This window comes from Pseudomonas sp. R5(2019) (assembly GCF_009905435.1).
GTDB lineage: Bacteria > Pseudomonadota > Gammaproteobacteria > Pseudomonadales > Pseudomonadaceae > Aquipseudomonas.
In genome coordinates, this window is sequence record NZ_JAAAMT010000009.1 from 60,896 (window position 1) to 79,712 (window position 18,817).

Below are 18,817 nucleotides of genomic sequence, written 5' to 3' on the forward strand. Positions count from 1 at the left end.
TCCCCGTTTGCCATAAATGTGCGGGACAACGCGGAGTTTATGTAGGAGCGGACCCGGCCGCGATGGGCCGCGCAGCGGCCCCAATGCCAACCCAAAACATCTTGTCATAGACATTTGTTGTAAAAGAATCTTCAACTCCCGCGATATAACCGCTAATCTGCGGGCATCTGCACTGCCGACAACAGCACTTTCGACCTGAGCCGGAATATGACTGATCTGTCCCGTATGCAAGGCCTCACCGGGCGCGCCACAGCGTCACCGGAAGGACGGTTCTTTCGACCTCCGCTGCCCCAGGGCCATGTCCCCAGGGTGCGGTTGTGCGAGCGACTGGCCGCGGGGTTGGACGGGCGGTTGCTGCTGGTCAGTGCACCGGCCGGGTTCGGCAAAAGCTCATTGGCCATCGAATTCTGTCAGCATCTGCCCGACCACTGGAACAGCTTGTGGCTGGGCCTTAGCCGCCGCGACAGTGACCCCGGGCGTTTTCTCGAACGCTTGCTCGAAGGCCTTCAGCAATACTTTCCCTCACTGGGCAGCCAAGCCATTGGCCTGCTGAAAATGCGCCAGCGGCACCAGCCGTTCGCCTTCGAAGAGTGGCTCGACAGCCTGCTCGACGAATTGGCCGAACACCTGGTTGAGGCCCGCCCGGTACTGCTGGTGCTGGACGACTACCACCTGGCGCAAGGGCCCGTGCTGGACCGTTGCCTGCAGTTTTTTCTCAACCATTTGCCCGCAGGGCTGGTGTTGCTGGTCACCAGCCGCCAGCGCCCGGACTGGCATCTGGCGCGCCTGCGCCTGTCACGTCTGTTGCTGGAACTGAACGAGCAAGACCTGCGGCTGACCGACGCCGAGTCCATCGCCGTGCTCGGCCAGCATTCCTCCAGCCTGCACGGGCAGGCCCTCGACAGCCTGCTTCAGCGCAGCGAAGGCTGGGTGGCCGGGTTGCGCTTCTGGCTGCTCGCGGCCGCCGGGGGCGACGCCGTGTTGCCGCAGGCCATGCATGGCGGCGAAGGCCTGATTCGCGACTACTTGCTCGAAGAAGTCATCGACTGCCTGCCGCCTGAGGTGCAAGCCTTCCTCTTCGATACGGCCTGCCAGGAGCGCTTCAGCGCCGAGTTGTGCGATGCCATGCGCGAGGCCCACGACAGCGCTGATATCCTGCGCTATTTGCAGGCCCACCAGGTGTTTCTGGTGCCCCTCGATGCCCAGGGCCAGTGGTATCGCTACCATCACCTGTTTTCTGATCTGCTGCGCACCCGCTCCAGCGGCACATCGAACGCCAGCCTGCATTTGCGCGCCTGCCGCTGGTTCAACGGCCAGGGGCTGCTCGATGAAGCGGTCGAGCAGGCCCTGCGCGCAGGGCACCTGGATGTGGCCGCCAACCTGGTGCAGAACCTCTCCGAAGAGCAGCTGCTGGCCGAACAGAACGTCGGCATGCTGCTGCGCTGGAAAATGGATTTGCCCGACAGTCTTCTTGTCAGCACGCCACGCCTGATCGTGCTGTACAGCTGGGCGCTTGGCCTGGCCTGCCAGTTGGATGCCGCCGAAGCGCTGGCCAGCCACCTGAGCCGCTTTCTGCCGGCACCGACGGCCACCTCGCAGAAGTCGATGCTGGCCCAGTGGCTGGCCTTGAGCGGCATCATTGCCCGCGGGCGTGGTGACCGCGAGCGCACGCTGGCGTATTGCACCGAGGCGCTGCAGAGTCTGCCGAAAAAGCGCTACGGCCAGCGCCTGATGTGCCTGTCGACGCTGTCGAATCTGGCGATCGTCGAGGCCGATTTCTGGCGGGCACGGCGCTGGAACCGCGACGCGCTGGAGCTGGCCCAGCGGGTCGACAATCCCTTGTTCGAAGCGCTCGCCCACTACGACCGCGCGCGCGTGCTGCATGCCCGGGGCGAAGTGCTGCGCGCCCTCGACGAAGTGCGCCAGGGCCTTCTGCGCCTGCAAGGCTTGTCGGCCCAGCGCCTGTACGCGGCGCGGGCGCGCCTGACCCTCTACGAAGGCTATCTGTTGGTGATGCGCTTGCAGCCCGAGGCCGGCCGCCAGCGCCTGCAGGCGGGATTGAGCGAGGCGCGGGCCTGTCGCGACATCAGTGTGCTGATCGGCCACTGCGTGATCGCCGGCCTGGACGGTCGCCACGGGCGATTTGCCGAGGCCTTTGCCGAGCTTGCCGAGGCCGAGCGGCTGATGCATATCTGGGACGTGCCGCCGATTTTCTACCTGGCGATGATTACCCTGATCAAATGCGAACTCTGGCTGGCTCAAGGCCGCACCGACCTTGCCGAGGCCTGGCTGCTGCGCCTGGGCCAGACCTACGGTGGCGAGCAGGCGGCAGCGGCACCGGAGTTCCACCCGCAACTGCCGCTGCATATCGAGTTGCAACAGGCGCTGCTGGCGCGGGTGCAGCAACGTCCGGCCGATGCTGAACAGCAGTTGCGTCAGCTGGATGCCCAGGGCCAGGCCAGCGGCGGCCAGTTGCTTTCGGTCATGGCCTTGAACCAATGGATCGAATTGCTCCTGGGCAACGGTCGTGAAAGCGAGGCCCGGACCCTGCTCGGCCGCAGCCTTCAGGCCGCCCAGGGCGGTGCGCTGCAACCGTTCCAGCGGCTGATCGGCGAGCATCCTGACTGGCTGCGTGAGCAACTCCAGCACAGCCCGTCCAGCCCGACCCAGCAGTCTTTGCTGGCGGCTGTGCCTGCCCATCAGGCACAAGAGCCTGCCAGCGGCCATACTGAACAACTCAGCGGCCGCGAGCTGGCCGTGCTGGAGTTGATCGCCCAAGGCTGCTCGAACCAGCAGATCAGCCAGCAGCTGTTCATCTCCCTGCACACGGTGAAAACTCACGCCAGCCACATCAACAGCAAACTGGGCGTCGAGCGCCGCACGCAGGCGGTGGCAAAGGCAAAATCCCTGGGCTTGCTATAACGCCAGTTCACCCTGTAGGAGCCGAGCTCGCTCGCGATGGCTTCACCGCGGTGTATCTGGGGTAAGCCGCGGTGAAGCCATCGCGAGCAAGCTTTGCTCCCACAGGGTATGCCTGAGCATTGTGTATTGCCCATGGAGATAGATACAGGTGGGACGCGTGGTAGTTGTCATTGGGTTTACGTTAACGTAAATATGGTGGCCATTGCCGTAGCGAATTCGCAGAGCGACAAGACCATGACAAAAACAATAAATTACCCGCTACCCGACGATGCCCGCCTGGCGCGGGAACACTTGCACCACGACGGCCATCTGCCCGACGGGATTCTGCGGGCCGAGATCGATGCCTCATGGCGGCGCAGCCTCGGCCATGGCGTGCACTGTACCGAGCGCCATGACCTGGCAACCGAGTCGGCCGCAAGCCTGGATATCCTGTTATCGAGCAACCGCCTGCTGCTGGACGCGGCCAGCGCCGAGCTGGATTACCTCAAGGCTCGGCAGGGCAAGGATGGCCTGATCATCCTCTGCAACAGCGATGCGACCATCCTCGCATTGGAAGGCCAGGCCGATGCACTGCGTGCCAGCGGCCTGAGCGATATCGCCTTGGGCGCCTGCTGGAGCGAAGCGGCCCGCGGCACCAATGCCCTGGGCACGGCGCTGGTCGAAGCGCGGACCATGCTGATCGACTGCGGCGAGCATTACCTTGACCGCTTGAGCCCGTTTTCCTGCACTTCGGTACCCATTCATTGCCCGCAGGGCGAGTTGGTCGGCGTGCTCGACCTGACCCGCGAAGGCCCGCTCGGCCGCGTGCAAGACAGCACCGCCTTGCTGTCGATGGCGGTCAGCCAGATCGAAGGCCGACTGTTCAATATCAGCTACCCGGACGATATCGTGCTGGCCTTCCACAGTCGTCGGCAGTACCTCGATTCGCCTTGGCAAGGGCTGTTGGCGATGAGCCTGGACGGGCGCATCGTCGCGGTCAGCAATCAAGCCTGCCAGTTGCTCGGCGATTCGCGTACCCGCCTGATCGGCCAGCGTTGTGACAGCTTTCTGGGCAAGCGCCCCGAGCAGTGGCTGGCGCGGGTACAGCAAGGCAGCGCCGGCACTGTCGAGACCGCCAAGGGCAGCTTTTTCTACAAGACCTTGCACGTGCCGTTCCGCCCGCTGGCGGTGGCCGGCACGCTCAAGCGCCCAGCGCAGAAGGAACCCCAGGCAGCGGAACTGGACCTGCTCGGCGCTGGCAACAGCCGCTACGCCCGTGCGTTGCAGATGGCCCGCCAGGCCTTGGCCAATGACTTGCCGGTATTGCTGCTGGGCGAAACCGGTACCGGCAAGGAAGTGGTCGCCCGTGCGCTGCACACGGCCGGTGCTCGGCGCGACAAGCCCTTCGTCGCAGTCAACTGTGCGGCGATTCCCGAGGGGCTGATCGAGTCCGAATTGTTTGGCTACCGCGAAGGTGCCTTCACCGGCTCGCGCCGTGGCGGCATGGTCGGGCGTTTGCAGCAGGCCCATGGCGGGACCCTGTTTCTCGATGAGATCGGTGACATGCCGCTGGCGTTGCAGGCGCGCCTGCTGCGGGTGTTGCAGGAGCGCAAGGTCGCGCCGCTGGGCGCCGGTGAAGAGCAGGACCTGGATGTGGCAGTGATCTGCGCCACCCACCGCGATCTCAAGCGTCAGGTCGAAGACCGGCAGTTTCGCGAAGACCTCTACTACCGCGTCAATGGTGTCGGCATCCAATTGCCGGCCCTGCGCGACCGCGATGACCTCGACAGCCTGATTGCCGGGCTGCTGGCGCGACTGGGGGCCGTCAATGTCACGCTCGCCAGCGACTTGGCAGGGTTGTTCGCCGACTACCACTGGCCAGGCAATATCCGTCAGCTGGAAATGGTCTTGCGCACCTTGCTTGCCATGCGCCTGCCGGATGAAACCGAGCTTGGCCTGCAGCACCTGCCCGACAGCATGCTGGACGAATTGAGCACCACCGAGCGACCGCAAAGCGGGCGTATCCGGGACAATGAACTGGAACTGATTCGCCAATCGCTGGACCAACACCAGGGCAATGTCTCGGCGGCTGCCGATGCGCTGGGGATCAGCCGCGCGACCCTCTACCGCAAACTCAAACAGCTGCGCGCCTGATGCGGCGCCTGATGACGCGCCTGATCGACAGCAACGATCCTCAGGCGCTGGAGCATTCGCTGCACTGGCTGTACAGCTTTGTGCGTCCGCACCGCTGGGCGATCGCGGGCCTGCTCAGCTTGTCGCTGTGCGCATCCTTGCTGGTGCTGGTGCAGCCATGGCTGGTCAAGATGCTGATCGACGATGGACTGATCGCGCGCCATTTCCCGACACTGGTCTGGGTGGCCGGACTGATGATTCTGGCCGGTTTGCTCGGCACGCTGTTGTCGGGCGTGAACCGCTACCTGCACACGCGCCTGTCCGGGCGCATTCTGTTTTCCCTGCGCGATGAGCTGTACCGGCACCTGCAAACCCTGTCCCCGACGTTTTATGGCAAGCGCCGGATCGGCGACCTGATGTCGCGCCTGGACGGCGATGTGGCCGAGATTCAGCGCTTTGCGGTCGACTCGCTGTTCTCGGCGGTGTCCAGTGTGATCGGCCTGGTGTGCGCGGTGGCGATGCTGCTGACCCTGTCGTGGAAACTGTCGCTGCTGGCGCTGGTATTGATCCCGCTGGATGTGCTCTGGCTGCGCTGGATGCGGCGCAAGGTCGAACGGGAAGTGCGGCAGTTGCGCGAGCGATCGGCCGATGTGTCGTCGTTTCTGGTCGAGACCTTGCCGGCGATGAAGTTCATCCAGACCGCCGGCCAGCAACAACGCGAATCGCGCCGTCTGGAAGGGCTGGGGCGCGGCTATATGAGCCAGTTACTGCGCTTGCAGGTCACCGAGTTTTTCACCCAGGCGGTGCCCGGCACCCTGACCTCGCTGTCGCGGGCCTGCGCGTTTTTGATCGGCGGTTACTGGGTGGTGCAGGGCACCTGGCAGCTCGGTGCGCTGATTGCCTTCTCCACCTATCTGGGCATGGCGGTGGGGCCGGTGCAGAGTTTGCTCGGGTTGTATGTGGCCTTGCAGCGCATGACGGTCAGCCTGGGCCGGGTCATGGAACTGCGCAACGAGCAGCCGGGCGTGGCCAGCGTCGCCAAGCCCAAACCGATGCCGACGGTGGGCGATCTGACCTTTGAAGCCGTTGAGTTCAGCCACTCGGGGCGCTCGGCGATTCTGCGCGGTGTCGATGTGCAGATTGCCGATGGCAGCAAGGTGGCGCTGAGCGGCGCCTCGGGCGTGGGCAAATCGACTTTGATCGACCTGCTGCTGCGATTTTACGACCCGCAACAGGGCCGCATTCTGTTGGGCGGGGTTGATCTGCGTGAGCTGGAACTGTTCGAGTTGCGCCGCCGCATCGCCGTGGTCAGCCAGGAGATCGTGCTGTTTCGCGGCAGCCTGGCCGATAACCTCTGCTACAGCAACCCCTCCGCCAGCCGTGAGGCGGTGATCGAAGTGGCGCGGCTGGCGCGTCTGGACAGCCTGATCGAATCCTTGCCCGAAGGCCTCGACAGCCCGCTCGGCGAGCGCGGCCAGCAGCTTTCGGGCGGGCAGAAACAACGCATCGCCATCGCCCGGGCGTTGCTGCAGGACCCGCTGATCCTGGTGCTGGACGAGGCCACTTCGGCCGTGGACGAGGCCACCGAGCGTGAAGTCATTGCCGCCATCGATGGGCTGTTTGCCGGTCGTACGCGCATCCTGATCAGCCATCGTCCCTCCACCCTGGCCGATGCTGATGTGCGCCTGGAACTGGTGGACGGACAGCTCAAGCGCATTGAGGTCGCCCATGCGTCCTGACCTGCGGATCGGCATTGTCGACAGCGGCTACACCCCCTCGCAAGGGGTGGCGGCGGCCCAGCGATTCTGGCTGGTTGAAGCGGGATTGGCGCAAGGGGATGTGGAGCCCGACAGCCTTGGCCACGGCAGCGCGGTGCTGGCGGCGATTGCCCAGCGCGCCCCAGAGGCTGAACTGTATGTGGCGCAGGTGTTTGATGGCCGAGGGGTGACCAGCGCGCTGCAAGTGGCGGCGGGTATCGATTGGCTGGTGAACTGTGGGGTGCGGGTGATCAACCTGAGCCTGGGCTTGCGCCACGACCGTGAAGCGCTGCGCTTGGCGTGTGCGGCGGCGCAGGCCAGCGGCGTGCTGCTGTGCGCGTCAAGCCCGGCCCAGGGCGCCGGGGTGTTTCCGGCCAGCTACCCGGGCGTGGTGCGGGTGACCGGCGATGCCCGTTGCGGCCCGCAGCAATGGTCGTGGCTCAACAGCGCCCAGGCTGATTTTGGCGCCTGCGTGCGCGGTGACCGGCCGGGTCAGTCCGGCGCCAGCCTTGGCTGTGCGGCGCTGTGTGGGCATATCGCCGAGCGTCTGCTGCAAGCGCCAGAGGCCAGCAACGAGGCGGTGCTCCGATGGTTGGTCGAGCATGCCAGCTACCGGGGCATTGAGCGCAGGGCCGGGCCATGACGCAGATTGTGGTGCTCGGCGCGGGGCCGGCCGGTGCGACGGTGGCGATCGGCTTGCGCCGCCTCGGTTACCGCGTGGTCGTGGTCAGTGAATGGCGACGCTTTGCAGCGCTCGAAGGCGTTTCACGCCGGGTACTGGAGGGTTTGCAGGCGGCGGGCCTGCACCGGGCCATGGCCACGGCGGCGGCACCGATCCAGCGCCGTGTGCATTGGAACGGCGAGCAACCGGCGCCCAACGTCGAATTTCTGCTGGATCGGCCGCGCTTTGATCAAGGCCTGCGTGAAGACGTGCGCGGCGCTGGCGTTGAGTTGATTGAAGGGCGTGTCTTGAACGTGAGCGAACAGTGGGTCGAAATTGACGGCGCCGAGCCTGTACGAGCCGATTTCATCGTCGAGGCCCGAGGGCGTCAGGCGCCGCAGAACAGCCGGACCGGCAAAGCCCGGCGCGGACCGGAAACCCTCAGCCTGCTGAACCGCTGGCAAGGCGTGCCTGGCGGACCCGCCAGCGCCATCGAAAGCCTGCCCGACGGCTGGGCCTGGATGGCCCGGCATGCCGATGGCAGTTGTTATTGGCAACTGACGGTGGATGTTGCCAGTGCTCAACTGCCGGAGAAAAACCAACTGCTCGAATTCTGCCGCCAGCGGCGCCGACAGTCTGCGCTGGTGCACGACCTGTTTGGCGATACCGAGGAAACCGGCCTTGAACTGCATGCGCGCAGCAGCACGGCAATCCTCGCCCAGCCGGTCTGTGGCGAGCGTTGGCTGCGGGTGGGCGATGCGGCGATGGCGGTGGACCCGTTGTCGGGCAATGGCATCTTTCAGTCCCTGTCCTCGGCGCTGCAAGCGCCGGCGGTGATCAACACCTTGCTGCAAAAGCCCGAGCGCGCAGCTTTGGCGCGCCAGTTTCATCAACAACGGGTGGAGCAGCTGTTCTGGCGCTTTGCCCGCACCGGGCGGGACTTCTATGCGCTGGAGCAGCAGTGGGGCGAGCAGCCATTCTGGCAGGCCCGCAGCCATTGGCCGGATGCGCAGGTGGCGCATGCGGCGCCTGACTTTTCTGCGCTCAAGGTGGTCAAGGCGCCGGTGCTGCGCGATGGCTGGATAGATGCGGCTCAAGTTGTCATCACGCCCGATCAGCCTTTGGGTATCTGGCATCTGCAAGGGGTCGAGTTGGCGCCGCTGGTGCAACGCTTGAAGCGCGAACCCGCTCAGCAGGTGCTGGCGCATCTGAATCTGGAGCAACAACGCAATGTCCGTAGCTGGCTTTTGAGCCAAGGGTATCGGCCCTGATAGCTTCACCCTGTCTCAGTGTGGAACACCTGTCGCAAAATCAAACGCCCATCCCCCTCTCCCGGCACGGCCTAAACTCACTGCAGCCGTTGCAATCCGAGGCCCCCAGGGTTCTGGCACACAATATGAATTGCCCTGTGCAACAAGCAAGCTGCGCCTTGAAAACGATAAGAAAAAGTCCGTGGAGGTCCGACGTTGATGAAGAGAAAACTCCGCTTGGGTGTGACCAGTGGCGTGTTGGCGGTTGCCGCCTGCCTTGGGCTTCACGCTCAAACCAGCCAGGCCCGTGAAGCCCAGGAGATCCTCAAGCAAACCTGCATGGGGTGCCATATCCCGGAAGGCGAGAACGCCCTGAGCCGCATCAGCCACCAGCGCAAGACACCGGAAGGCTGGCTGATGAGCATCGCCCGCATGCAAACCATGCATAAGCTGCAAATCAGCGACGAAGACCGCCGCACGTTGGTCAAGTACCTGGCCGATACCCAAGGCCTGGCCCCCAGCGAGACCGATGGCGTGCGCTACGCCCTGGAGCGCCGGCTCAACACTGTCGAACAGTTCGATGACCAGACCAAGCAAATGTGCGGCCGCTGCCACTCCGCCGCGCGGGTGGCGCTGCAGCGGCGCCCGGCCCAGGAATGGGAACGGCTGGTGAACTTCCACCTGGGGCAATTTCCGTCGCTGGAGTACCAGGCGCTGGCCCGCGACCGCGACTGGTTCGACCTCGCCCGCAAGGAGATGGTCCCGCTGCTGGCCAAGCGTTATCCGCTGGACAACCCGGCCTGGCAGGCCTGGCAGAAGTCCATGCCCAAGTCCGAGGCACTGGTGGGTGACTGGAGTTTCAGCGGCCATCTGCCCGGCAAGGGCGAACTGCACGGCAACATGAACGTCACAGCCACCACCGGCGATCAGTTCAAGGTCGTCGTCGACGGCCAGTACGCCGATGGCAGCCCGTTCAAGGGCGAGGGTAGCGCGATCCTCTACAGCGGTTACGAATGGCGCGGCAATGTGCAGATCGACGGCGTGACCATGCGTCAGGTCTTCGCTGCCAACGGTACCGAGCTCAAGGGCCGCATGTTCGACAAAGTCCATGACGAGCAAGGCTTGGACTTCATCGCCGCCAAGCACGGCAGCCAGCGCTTGCTGGCGGTGCAGCCCGGTTATGTGAAAGCCGGTACGGAAGCTGAAGTGACCCTGATCGGCAGCGGTTTGGCCGGCAAGCCGGTGTTCGGCCAGGGTGTCGAGGTGGTCGAAGTGCTGGAGCAGAGCCCGCAGCGCCTGCGGGTCAAGGTCAAGGCTGCCGCTGACGCCGCGGCCGGGCTGCACGCGGTCAGCGTCGGCACGCTCAAGGGCGTGAACCTGGCGGTGTACCGCGACATCGCCGAGGTCAAGGTGGTGCCGGCCTTCTCGGTGGCACGCGTTGGCGACGGCGGCGGGTCGACGCCCAAAGTCCAGGGCCGCTTCGATGCCGAAGCCTGGGGCCAGGGCGCCGATGGCAAGCCTTACCGGATCGGGGTGTTCCCGGCGCAGTGGAAAGTCGAGCCGTTCGATGAGCGTGCCCGCGAAGACGAAGACGTCAAATACGCCGGCACCATGCAGGCCGATACCGGCGTCTTCACCCCCGGCGATGCCGGCCCCAACCCGCAACGCAAGATGTCCACCAACAATGCCGGCAACCTGAAAGTGATTGCCGCCGTGGACGACGCCGGCAAGGCACGGGTGGGCGAGGGGCAGATGATCGTCACCATTCAACGCTGGAACAACCCGCCGATTCCTTGAGTACCGGGCGAACGTTCTGAAGGGCAGGCGTTGAGTATTCAGTGGGAAGGCCAGGCACTGCCGGCCTTTCCGAGGAGGTTGCGATGGGCGTTATCTTGAATCTGGTAGAGCGTAATCTGCACGAAGTCAGCGTCGATGCAGCGCGCATGTTGTTTCACATTCCCAGCAGTTCGCTGTTTGCCAGCGATGAGCTGACCGGCAGCATCATCGATGCGCTGCGCGGGCACGGTTGCTCGTCCGAGCAGTTGCAGCAGCAACTGGCGGGACGTTTCGATGGCAATGAAATCAATGAAACCCTGCGCGAGTTGATCGCGCTGGAACTGGTCAGCGACGGTTCGCCCTTGAGCCCGGAAACCGCGCTCAAGCGGGTCGAGCGCACGGCACTCAATACCGTGGTGTTGAACGTCAACACCGGCTGCAATTTGAGCTGCACCTATTGCTACAAGGAAGACCTGGACAAGCCCTCCCAGGGCAAGCGCATGGATGTCGAGACGGCGGTCGCCTCGGTGGAAATGCTGCTCAAGGAATCCCCCGACGAGCCGCGCTACACCGTGGTGTTTTTCGGCGGCGAGCCGCTGAGCAACCGCAAGCTGATCGAGTACATGGTCGACTACTGCGAAAAGCGTTTTACCGAAGTTGGCAAGCAGGTGGAGTTTGTCATGACCACCAACGCCACCTTGCTGACCGAAGAAATCGTCGACTACCTCAATGCCCATCGCTTCGGGTTGTCGGTGAGCATCGACGGGCCCAAGACCGTGCACGACCGCAACCGCATCACGGTGGGCGGGCAGGGCACTTATGACGTGGTGCGGCGCAAGGCCCAAATGCTGCTGTCGCGCTACAACAGCCGGCCAGTCGGTGCACGGGTGACCCTGACCACCGGCGTCACCGACGTTGAAACCATCTGGGATCACCTGTTCAACGAGCTGGGTTTTGCCGAGGTGGGCTTCGCCCCGGTGACCTCCGGCGACGTCAGCAGCTTCAACCTGACAAGCGAGGAGTTGGTGCAGGTGTTCGCCAACATGAAGGCGCTGGGCCGGCGCTACCTGGAAGCCGCGCTGGAGCACCGCAACATCGGGTTCTCCAACCTGCACCAACTGATCACCGACATCCACGAAGGCCACAAAAAGGCGCTGCCGTGTGGCGCGGGGCTGAAGATGCTGGCGGTGGATCACAAGGGCGAGCTGAACCTGTGCCATCGGTTTACCGGCTCTTCCTTGCCGACCTTTGGCAACGTGCACAGTGGGGTCAAGCAGGTCGAGCTCAACGACTTTCTGTCCCAGCGACTGGACCGCACCCATACCGGTTGCGACAGCTGCCGGATCCGCAACCTCTGCTCCGGCGGTTGCTATCACGAAAGCTACGCCCGTTACGGCGACCCGGCTCACCCGACTTACCACTACTGCGAACTGATGCGTGACTGGGTCGACTTCGGCATCGAAGTGTACAGCCGGATCATGGCCGGCAACCCCGCGTTCATCAGCCGCTACATCACCCCGCGCAAGGCCCACTGACATGAAACATCTAAAGCCCATCAACAATAAAGCGCTCAAGCTCGAACAGGCCGCCGATGAAAACCGCATCGAAGAGGTGCTGGCCATGAACTCGGTCGCAGGCTGTGCCTCGACCACCGACCCGGGCTGGGAAATCGACGCCTTTGGCGGTGTTGCTTCGCTGTGCCAGCCGATGGAGGCGGACCTCTACGGCTGCTCCGATCCGTGCTGGTGGCCAGCCCAGGTGCCGGACATGATGAGCACCTACCCGGACTGGAACAAAGACGCCCAGGCCTCCAACGACAACTGGCGCAATCTGGGAACCGTGTTCCCGAACGACAAATAAGCGAGCCGACCCACAGGAGTTTCAGCATGCTGCACACTGCTACCCGCGGTCTGGCCGCCATGGCCGTTCTTGGCGCCTGCACCTTCAACGCCCAGGCGGCGCTGGATGAGAGCAAACCGCTGAATGCCGGCCATGAGTACATGGCCGTTACCAACTACCCCAACAACCTGCACATCATCGACCTGCAGACCGACAGTCTCTACAAGACCTGTCAGATGCCCGACGCCTTCGGCCCCGGCAGCGTGCAACTGTCGCCGGACCGCAAGATCGCCTACGTGCTGAACAACCACTACGCCGACATCTACGGCGTGGAGCTGGACAGCTGCAAGCAGGTCTTCCACGCCAGCATCAGCCAATTGCCGGGCGAGAAGGCCCGTTCGATGTTCGCCTTTACCGTCAGCCACGACGGCAAAGAGCTATACACCATCGCCAACCCCACCCAGATACTCAACGACCACTACGTGGTCAAGCAACCGCGCCTGGACGTCTACGCCGCCGACGCCGGCCTCGACGCCAAGCCCGTGCGCAGCTTCCCGGCACCACGCCAGCTGACGATCATGCAGAGCGGCGACGACGGCACCCTGTACGTGGCGGGCGCGGACATCTACAAGGTCAACGTGCAGAGCGGCAAGTTCGACGTGCTGATCCCCAGCCGGCACTGGAAACGCCCGCTGTACAGCGCCCCGGACGTGCTCTACGTGTGGAACCAGCAAACCTGGCGGCACGATTTTTCCTTGCTCTACACCACCGCCAAATTCAAGGACGACAAACAAGACCCGGCCACCGCCGACTACCTCTACGGCTTCTTCAACATCGACCTGGCCACCGGCAAGACCGAAACCGTCGACTTCGGCCCGCTGACCGAGGTGTACTTCAGCGGCATGCGCTCGCCCAAGGACCCGAACCTGATGTTCGGCGTGCTCAACCGCCTGGCCAAGTACGACATCAAGGAGAAAAAGCTTTTGCAGGCGGCGACGCTGGATCACTCGTTCTACTGCATTTCGTTCAACAAGGCAGGGACGAAGATCTACCTCAGCGGGACGTTCAACGATGTGGCGATTTTTGATGCCGATACGATGAAGCAGGTGGGGAATATCAAGCTGCCTGGAGGGGATATGGCAATTACCACGGCGCAGATTTTCATGCGGTGAGGGGAGGGCTGATGAGGGGCGCATCTCTGACGAACGATCGCCCTTCGACCCCTGTCAGTTGAGGTGCTCCGGTGCCGAGATTGATCAGGGGTTCTGGCTTTTATACCCTCCATCAGGCTGTGATTTAAATTTGGACCATATTCAGGTTATGGTGGCGATGTTTGAATCGATCTGTTGGAAAAGGTAAACCTTATGCGAGTCGAAACCATCAGCTACCTCAAGCGCCATGCAGCCGATCTTGACCTATCTGAGCCAATGGTCGTGACGCAGAACGGCGTCCCAGCGTATGTCGTTGAGTCCTATGCCGAACGGATGCGGCGGGATGAGGCCATCGCGCTGGTTAAATTACTGGCAATTGGCTCGCGCGAATTTGCCGAGGGCAATCACTTGACTGCTGAAGAGCTCAAAGCCCGCATTGCCAAGCGGCGCGCACGCTAAGTACAAACACAAGGACGCGACCCGTGCAGATTTTTTTTACTGCCTCTGCCGAGCGAAGCATTGACGACCAGGAGCATCACCTTGCCGAATCCCAAGGTCAGGAAATTGCTGCGAATCTAATCGACGCTGTTATCGATACCATTCTGGAAAAACTCTCCAATACGCCTCTGGGATACCCTATCAGTCGGCAGGCCAGTGAACTCGGTGTCGTTCACTACCGTGAGCTGAATACGGGTGTTTACCGAGTGATTTATGAGTATCACGAAGAAGATCAGGCCATCGCCGTATTGCTCGTGTTAAGACAGAAACAGAGTGTTGAGAAGCAATTGATACGCTACTGCCTGGTTGGACGTTTGGATTAAAGGCTCAATGTGTTCTCATTCAATCATTAGCCTTCAGGAACACCTATGGAATCCCAGAAAAGCACCCTCATCCGCGAAACCTTCCCCGTCGGCCCCTTGCAGTGCAACTGCACCATCATCGGCGACCCGATCACTAAAAAAGCCATCGTCGTCGACCCGGGTGGCAACCACGAATTGATCCTCGCTCGCCTCGATGCGCTGGGCCTGAAGGTGGTCAGCATCATCCACACCCACGCGCATCTGGACCATTTCCTCGCTTCCGGGCAGATGAAAGAGAAAACCGGCGCGACCCTGCATTTGCACAAGGGCGATCAGTTCTTGTGGGACAACCTGGAGATGCAGTGCCAGATGTTCGGCGTGCCCTACACGCCGGTGCCTTCGCCGGATCGCTGGCTGGAGGATGACGAGGAGCTGGCCTGCGGTTGCGGGGTGGCGCTGCACACGCCGGGGCACACGCCAGGTTCCATGAGTTTCTGGTTTGCCGAGTCTAAGCTGTTGATAGCCGGTGACACGCTGTTCCGTCGCGGCATTGGCCGCACGGATTTGTGGGGCGGTGATCAGCCGACCATCGTGCGTTCGATCAAGCAGCGGCTTTACAGCCTCGATGAAGAGGCGACGGTCGTGACCGGCCATGGGCCGGATACCCGCTTGGGTGATGAAATGCGTGAGAATCCGTTTGTGCGTGCCTGAGGGTAGCCACGGAATTTTTTTGCCTTGCTGTGTTCAAAGGCCAGCAGAGGTCCGCAGCAATACGCTGCACCACCGAATGAAAGATCAGGAGCTTTTCCAATGTTCACCTCGCGTCGCATGATCATTGTCGCCACGGCCGTGGCCTTGCTGTCCGGCTGTGCATCGCAGAACCCCTATGACAGCCAGGGTGGCCAGGCGCAGGATTCCACCGGCATGAGCAAGACCGCCAAGTACGGCGGCCTCGGCGCGCTGGCCGGTGCCTTGGCCGGTGCGGCCATCGACCACAACAACCGTGGCAAGGGTGCGCTGATTGGCGCCGCGGCCGTGGGCGCTGCTGCCGCCGGTTACGGCTACTACGCCGACAAGCAGGAAGCCGCGCTGCGAGCGAGCATGGCCAACACCGGGGTTGAAGTGAAGCGTGAAGGCGATCAGATCAAACTGATCATGCCGGGCAACATCACCTTCGGCACCGACTCCTCGGCAATTGCCAGCAGCTTCTACTCGCCACTGAACAACCTGGCGAACTCCTTCAAGCAGTTCAACCAGAACAACATCGAAATCATCGGCTACACCGACAGCACCGGCAGCCGCCAGCACAACATGGACCTGTCGCTGCAGCGCGCCCAGGCCGTCAGCACTTACCTGACGTCCCAAGGGGTTGATGGCACCCGCCTGTCGGTCCGTGGCGCTGGCCCCGACCAGCCGATCGCCAGCAACGCCGATGCCAATGGCCGTGCGCAAAACCGTCGGGTCGAGGTCAACCTCAAGCCGATTCCTGGCCAGCAATACCAATAACCGTAATTGCTGATAAAAAATCCCGCTCTACGGAGCGGGATTCAGACTGCTGACAAACCCAAATCTACCGCGCCTGCGGCATGCGCCAATTCTAGAGGTCGACGATGCGATTGGCCTGAATGGCAGTCAGGGCAATGGTGTAGACGATGTCGTCCACCTGGGCGCCGCGCGGCAGGTCGTTCACCGGTTTGCGCAAGCCTTGCAGCATAGGCCCAAGACTGACGCAGTCGGCACTGCGTTGCACCGCCTTGTGGGTGGTGTTGCCGGTGTTCAGGTCCGGGAACACAAACACCGTGGCGCGGCCGGCCACCGGGCTGTCCGGAGCCAATTGGCGGGCCACGGTTTCGTTGGCGGCGGCATCGTACGGCAAGGGTCCATCGATCTGCAGGTCACGCTGGGCTTCACGGGCCAGTTGCGTCGCCTCGCGGACCTTTTCCACTTCGTCGTCACCCAGGGTGTTGCCGCTGGAGTAGCTGATCATCGCCACCCGTGGGGCAACGCCGAAGGCGGCAGCCGAGTCGGCACTCTGCAGGGCGATTTCAGCCAGCTCGGCAGCGCTTGGGTGCGGGTTCATCACACAGTCGCCGTACACCAGCACCTGCTCGGGGAACAGCATGAAAAACACCGAGGACACCAGCGTGCAACCCGGCGCCGTCTTGATCAATTGCAGTGCCGGACGGATGGTGTTGGCGGTCGAGTGAATCAGGCCGGACACCAGCCCGTCGACTTCATCCAGAGCCAGCATCATGGTGCCGATCACCACCGGGTCTTCCAGCTGTTGCTCGGCCATCGGCGCGTTCAGGCTCTTGGTCTTGCGCAGGGCCACCATCGGTTCGACATAGCGTTCGCGGATCAGATCCGGGTCGAGAATTTCCAGGCCTTCGGGCAACACGATGCCTTGGGCCTGGGCAACGGCATGCACCTCCTCGGGCTTGGCCAGGAGCACGCAGCGGGCGATGCCGCGAGCCTGGCAAATTGCGGCGGCCTGGACGGTCAGCGGTTCGCTGCCTTCAGGCAAGACGATGCGCTTGTTGGCCTGCTGGGCACGCTGGATCAGTTGATAGCGGAACACCGCCGGCGACAGCCGCAGCTCGCGCGGGGTGCCGCAGCGCTGGTGCAGCCAGGCCGCATCCAGATGGCTGGCGACGAAATCGGTGATGATTTCCGCGCGCTCGCGGTCATCGATCGGGATTTCCTTGTTCAGGCCATTGAGGCGGTTGGCGGTGTCGTAGGAGCCGGTGCTGACCGACAGCACCGGCAGGCCAGCCTGCAGGGCGCCGCGGCACAGTTCGAGGATGCGCGGGTCGGGCACCGTATCGCTGGTCAGCAGCAGGCCGGCCAACGGCACGCCATTGATCGCTGCCAGGCTGACGGCAAGAATGATGTCGTCGCGATCGCCGGGGGTGACCACCAGCGTGCCGGGCTTGAGCAGCTGCAAGGTGTTGAGCACGGTGCGGGCGCAGATGATGATCTTGTTCATGCGCCGGGTTTCGTAGTCGCCGGCGTTGAGTACCTGGGCACCCAGCAGTTCGGCTACATCGCGGGTGCGCGGGGCGTTCAGGTCGGCCTGATAGGGGATGCAGCCGAGCAGGCGGAAATCACCGCCGCGCAGCAGCGGCGAATGCTCGCGCAGGCGCGCGGCGAAGTCTTCCATGCTTTCGTCGGTGCGGACCTTGTTGAGGATCACTCCCAGCACTTTCGGGTCCCGTGGGCCGCCGAACAGCTGCGCCTGCAGTTCCACCCGCCCGGACAGTTCGCCCAGCACTTCATTGTCGGGGGCCGAGACCAGGATCACCTCCGCATCCAGGCTTTTGGCCAGGTGCTGGTTGACCCGCGCCGCATAACTGGCGTGACGGGTCGGCACCATGCCTTCGACGATCAGCACGTCTTTGCCGACGGCCGCCTGCTGATAGAGGCTGACGATTTCTTCCAGCAGCTCATCGAGCTGGCCATCGCCAAGCATCCGTTCAACATGGGCCAATGCCAGCGGTTTGGGTGGCTTGAGGCCATGGGTGCGGGCGATCAGTTCGGTGGAGCGCTCCGGCCCCGTGTCACCCGGGTGCGGCTGCGCGATCGGCTTGAAGAAGCCGACTTTCAGGCCAGCGCGCTCCAGGGTGCGCACCAGGCCAAGGCTGATAGAGGTCAGGCCGACGCCGAAGTCGGTCGGCGCGATAAAAAAAGTTTGCATGCGAGCTTCTCGAAATGAGCTGTGCAAAGGGGGACGGTTTGACCGTCCTCAGAATCAATTGCCTAGGGTATCGCTATCGGCACCCTGCGCGCACCAGCCGCAGGCAAATGCGCGGCCGATCCGCTGCTGGCGCTGCAAAGGGTCCAGCACCCAGGGGCGCGCCTGCCACGGCGGCTGGTGGCGCAGGTGTTGGGTATGGCCGCAGGAGAGTTCGACCACCCAGTGCCCGTCTTCGTCCTGATGAAAGCCGGTGACAGTGCTTTGGGCCCGTCTGTCAGCCTTGCGTTCGCTTTCAGGCGAGGGCTTGGTTACACTTGTTGTTTCTACATTCTTATGCAAAAGGTCTCGCCCCATGCTGATCGCTGCCAACAAGGCTGTGTCCATCGACTATACCCTGACCAACGACGCTGGTGAGGTCATCGACAGCTCCGCCGGCGGCGCGCCGCTGGTCTACCTGCATGGCGCAGGTAACATCATCCCGGGTCTGGAGAAGGCCCTTGAAGGCAAGCAAGCCGGTGATGAGCTGAAGGTGTCCATCGAACCGGAAGACGCCTACGGCGAATACCTGGCCGAACTGGTCAGCACCCTGAACCGCAGCATGTTCGAAGGCGTTGACGAGTTGGAAGTGGGCATGCAGTTCCACGCTTCGGCGCCGGACGGCCAGATGCAGATCGTCACCATTCGTGACCTGGACGGCGACGACGTTACCGTCGACGGCAATCACCCACTGGCCGGTCAGCGCCTGACCTTCCAGGTCAAGATTGTCGATATCCGTGACGCCAGCCAGGAAGAAGTCGCTCATGGCCACGTCCATGGCGAAGGTGGCCATCACCACTGATTTCTGCTGCTAAGCTG

Annotated in this window: 15 protein-coding genes and 2 pseudogenes; 15 read left to right on the forward strand and 2 right to left on the reverse strand. The window is 63.1% G+C overall.

Annotated elements, in window-relative coordinates; genetic code table 11:
- Positions 1 to 207: 207 nt before the first annotated feature.
- The 14 genes and pseudogenes from GUY40_RS08390 to GUY40_RS08450 all read left to right on the forward strand — a co-directional run.
- Positions 208 to 2,650 (forward strand): annotated as a pseudogene (locus GUY40_RS08390) (helix-turn-helix transcriptional regulator); the annotation flags it as partial.
- Positions 2,651 to 2,727: 77 nt separating this feature from the next.
- A pseudogene (locus GUY40_RS28745) lies at positions 2,728 to 2,922 on the forward strand (response regulator transcription factor); the annotation flags it as partial.
- Between the two features lie 234 nt (positions 2,923 to 3,156).
- Complete coding sequence (locus GUY40_RS08395) at positions 3,157 to 5,055, forward strand: sigma-54-dependent Fis family transcriptional regulator (RefSeq protein ID WP_166568484.1); 1,899 nt, start codon at positions 3,157 to 3,159, stop codon at positions 5,053 to 5,055.
- Positions 5,055 to 6,773, forward strand: a complete 1,719-nt coding sequence (locus GUY40_RS08400) for an ABC transporter ATP-binding protein (protein WP_166568485.1) — start codon at positions 5,055 to 5,057, stop codon at positions 6,771 to 6,773. The genes GUY40_RS08395 and GUY40_RS08400 overlap by 1 nt, the downstream gene beginning before the upstream one ends.
- Positions 6,763 to 7,434 carry a S8 family serine peptidase gene (locus tag GUY40_RS08405; protein WP_166568486.1) on the forward strand — a complete coding sequence of 224 codons (672 nt, stop codon included), beginning with the start codon at positions 6,763 to 6,765 and terminating at the stop codon, positions 7,432 to 7,434. The genes GUY40_RS08400 and GUY40_RS08405 overlap by 11 nt, the downstream gene beginning before the upstream one ends.
- Complete coding sequence (locus GUY40_RS08410; protein ID WP_166568487.1) at positions 7,431 to 8,723, forward strand: NAD(P)/FAD-dependent oxidoreductase; 1,293 nt, start codon at positions 7,431 to 7,433, stop codon at positions 8,721 to 8,723. The genes GUY40_RS08405 and GUY40_RS08410 overlap by 4 nt, the downstream gene beginning before the upstream one ends.
- 198 nt (positions 8,724 to 8,921) lie before the next feature.
- Complete coding sequence (gene peaA, locus GUY40_RS08415; RefSeq protein ID WP_166568488.1) at positions 8,922 to 10,499, forward strand: quinohemoprotein amine dehydrogenase subunit alpha; 1,578 nt, start codon at positions 8,922 to 8,924, stop codon at positions 10,497 to 10,499.
- An 83-nt stretch (positions 10,500 to 10,582) separates the two neighbouring features.
- Positions 10,583 to 12,013, forward strand: coding sequence for a quinohemoprotein amine dehydrogenase maturation protein (gene peaB, locus GUY40_RS08420; RefSeq protein ID WP_166568489.1), 1,431 nt, complete (start codon positions 10,583 to 10,585; stop codon positions 12,011 to 12,013).
- A gap of 1 nt (position 12,014) precedes the next feature.
- Positions 12,015 to 12,338: a quinohemoprotein amine dehydrogenase subunit gamma gene (qhpC, locus tag GUY40_RS08425; protein WP_166568490.1), complete on the forward strand. Its 324-nt coding sequence runs from the start codon at positions 12,015 to 12,017 to the stop codon at positions 12,336 to 12,338.
- A gap of 26 nt (positions 12,339 to 12,364) precedes the next feature.
- Positions 12,365 to 13,489 (forward strand): quinohemoprotein amine dehydrogenase subunit beta, encoded by a 1,125-nt coding sequence (gene peaD / locus GUY40_RS08430; RefSeq protein ID WP_166568491.1) that lies wholly within the window; start codon positions 12,365 to 12,367, stop codon positions 13,487 to 13,489.
- Positions 13,490 to 13,681: 192 nt separating this feature from the next.
- On the forward strand, positions 13,682 to 13,927 hold the full coding sequence (locus GUY40_RS08435; RefSeq protein WP_166568492.1) for a type II toxin-antitoxin system Phd/YefM family antitoxin: 246 nt from the start codon (positions 13,682 to 13,684) through the stop codon (positions 13,925 to 13,927).
- 23 nt (positions 13,928 to 13,950) lie between these two features.
- Positions 13,951 to 14,289: a type II toxin-antitoxin system RelE/ParE family toxin gene (locus GUY40_RS08440; RefSeq protein WP_166568493.1), complete on the forward strand. Its 339-nt coding sequence runs from the start codon at positions 13,951 to 13,953 to the stop codon at positions 14,287 to 14,289.
- 45 nt (positions 14,290 to 14,334) lie between these two features.
- Complete coding sequence (locus GUY40_RS08445; RefSeq protein ID WP_166568494.1) at positions 14,335 to 14,979, forward strand: MBL fold metallo-hydrolase; 645 nt, start codon at positions 14,335 to 14,337, stop codon at positions 14,977 to 14,979.
- Positions 14,980 to 15,078: 99 nt separating this feature from the next.
- Complete coding sequence (locus GUY40_RS08450; protein WP_166568495.1) at positions 15,079 to 15,774, forward strand: OmpA family protein; 696 nt, start codon at positions 15,079 to 15,081, stop codon at positions 15,772 to 15,774.
- A gap of 91 nt (positions 15,775 to 15,865) precedes the next feature.
- Here GUY40_RS08450 and pta read toward each other — a convergent pair whose 3' ends face one another.
- Positions 15,866 to 17,962: a phosphate acetyltransferase gene (pta, locus tag GUY40_RS08455; RefSeq protein WP_166568496.1), complete on the reverse strand. Its 2,097-nt coding sequence runs from the start codon at positions 17,960 to 17,962 to the stop codon at positions 15,866 to 15,868.
- 54 nt (positions 17,963 to 18,016) lie between these two features.
- Positions 18,017 to 18,316 (reverse strand): DUF3565 domain-containing protein, encoded by a 300-nt coding sequence (locus tag GUY40_RS08460; RefSeq protein WP_178117742.1) that lies wholly within the window; start codon positions 18,314 to 18,316, stop codon positions 18,017 to 18,019.
- Between GUY40_RS08460 and GUY40_RS08465 the strand changes: the two genes are divergently transcribed.
- On the forward strand, positions 18,315 to 18,800 hold the full coding sequence (locus GUY40_RS08465; protein ID WP_166568498.1) for a peptidylprolyl isomerase: 486 nt from the start codon (positions 18,315 to 18,317) through the stop codon (positions 18,798 to 18,800). The genes GUY40_RS08460 and GUY40_RS08465 overlap by 2 nt on opposite strands.
- Positions 18,801 to 18,817: the final 17 nt, after the last annotated feature.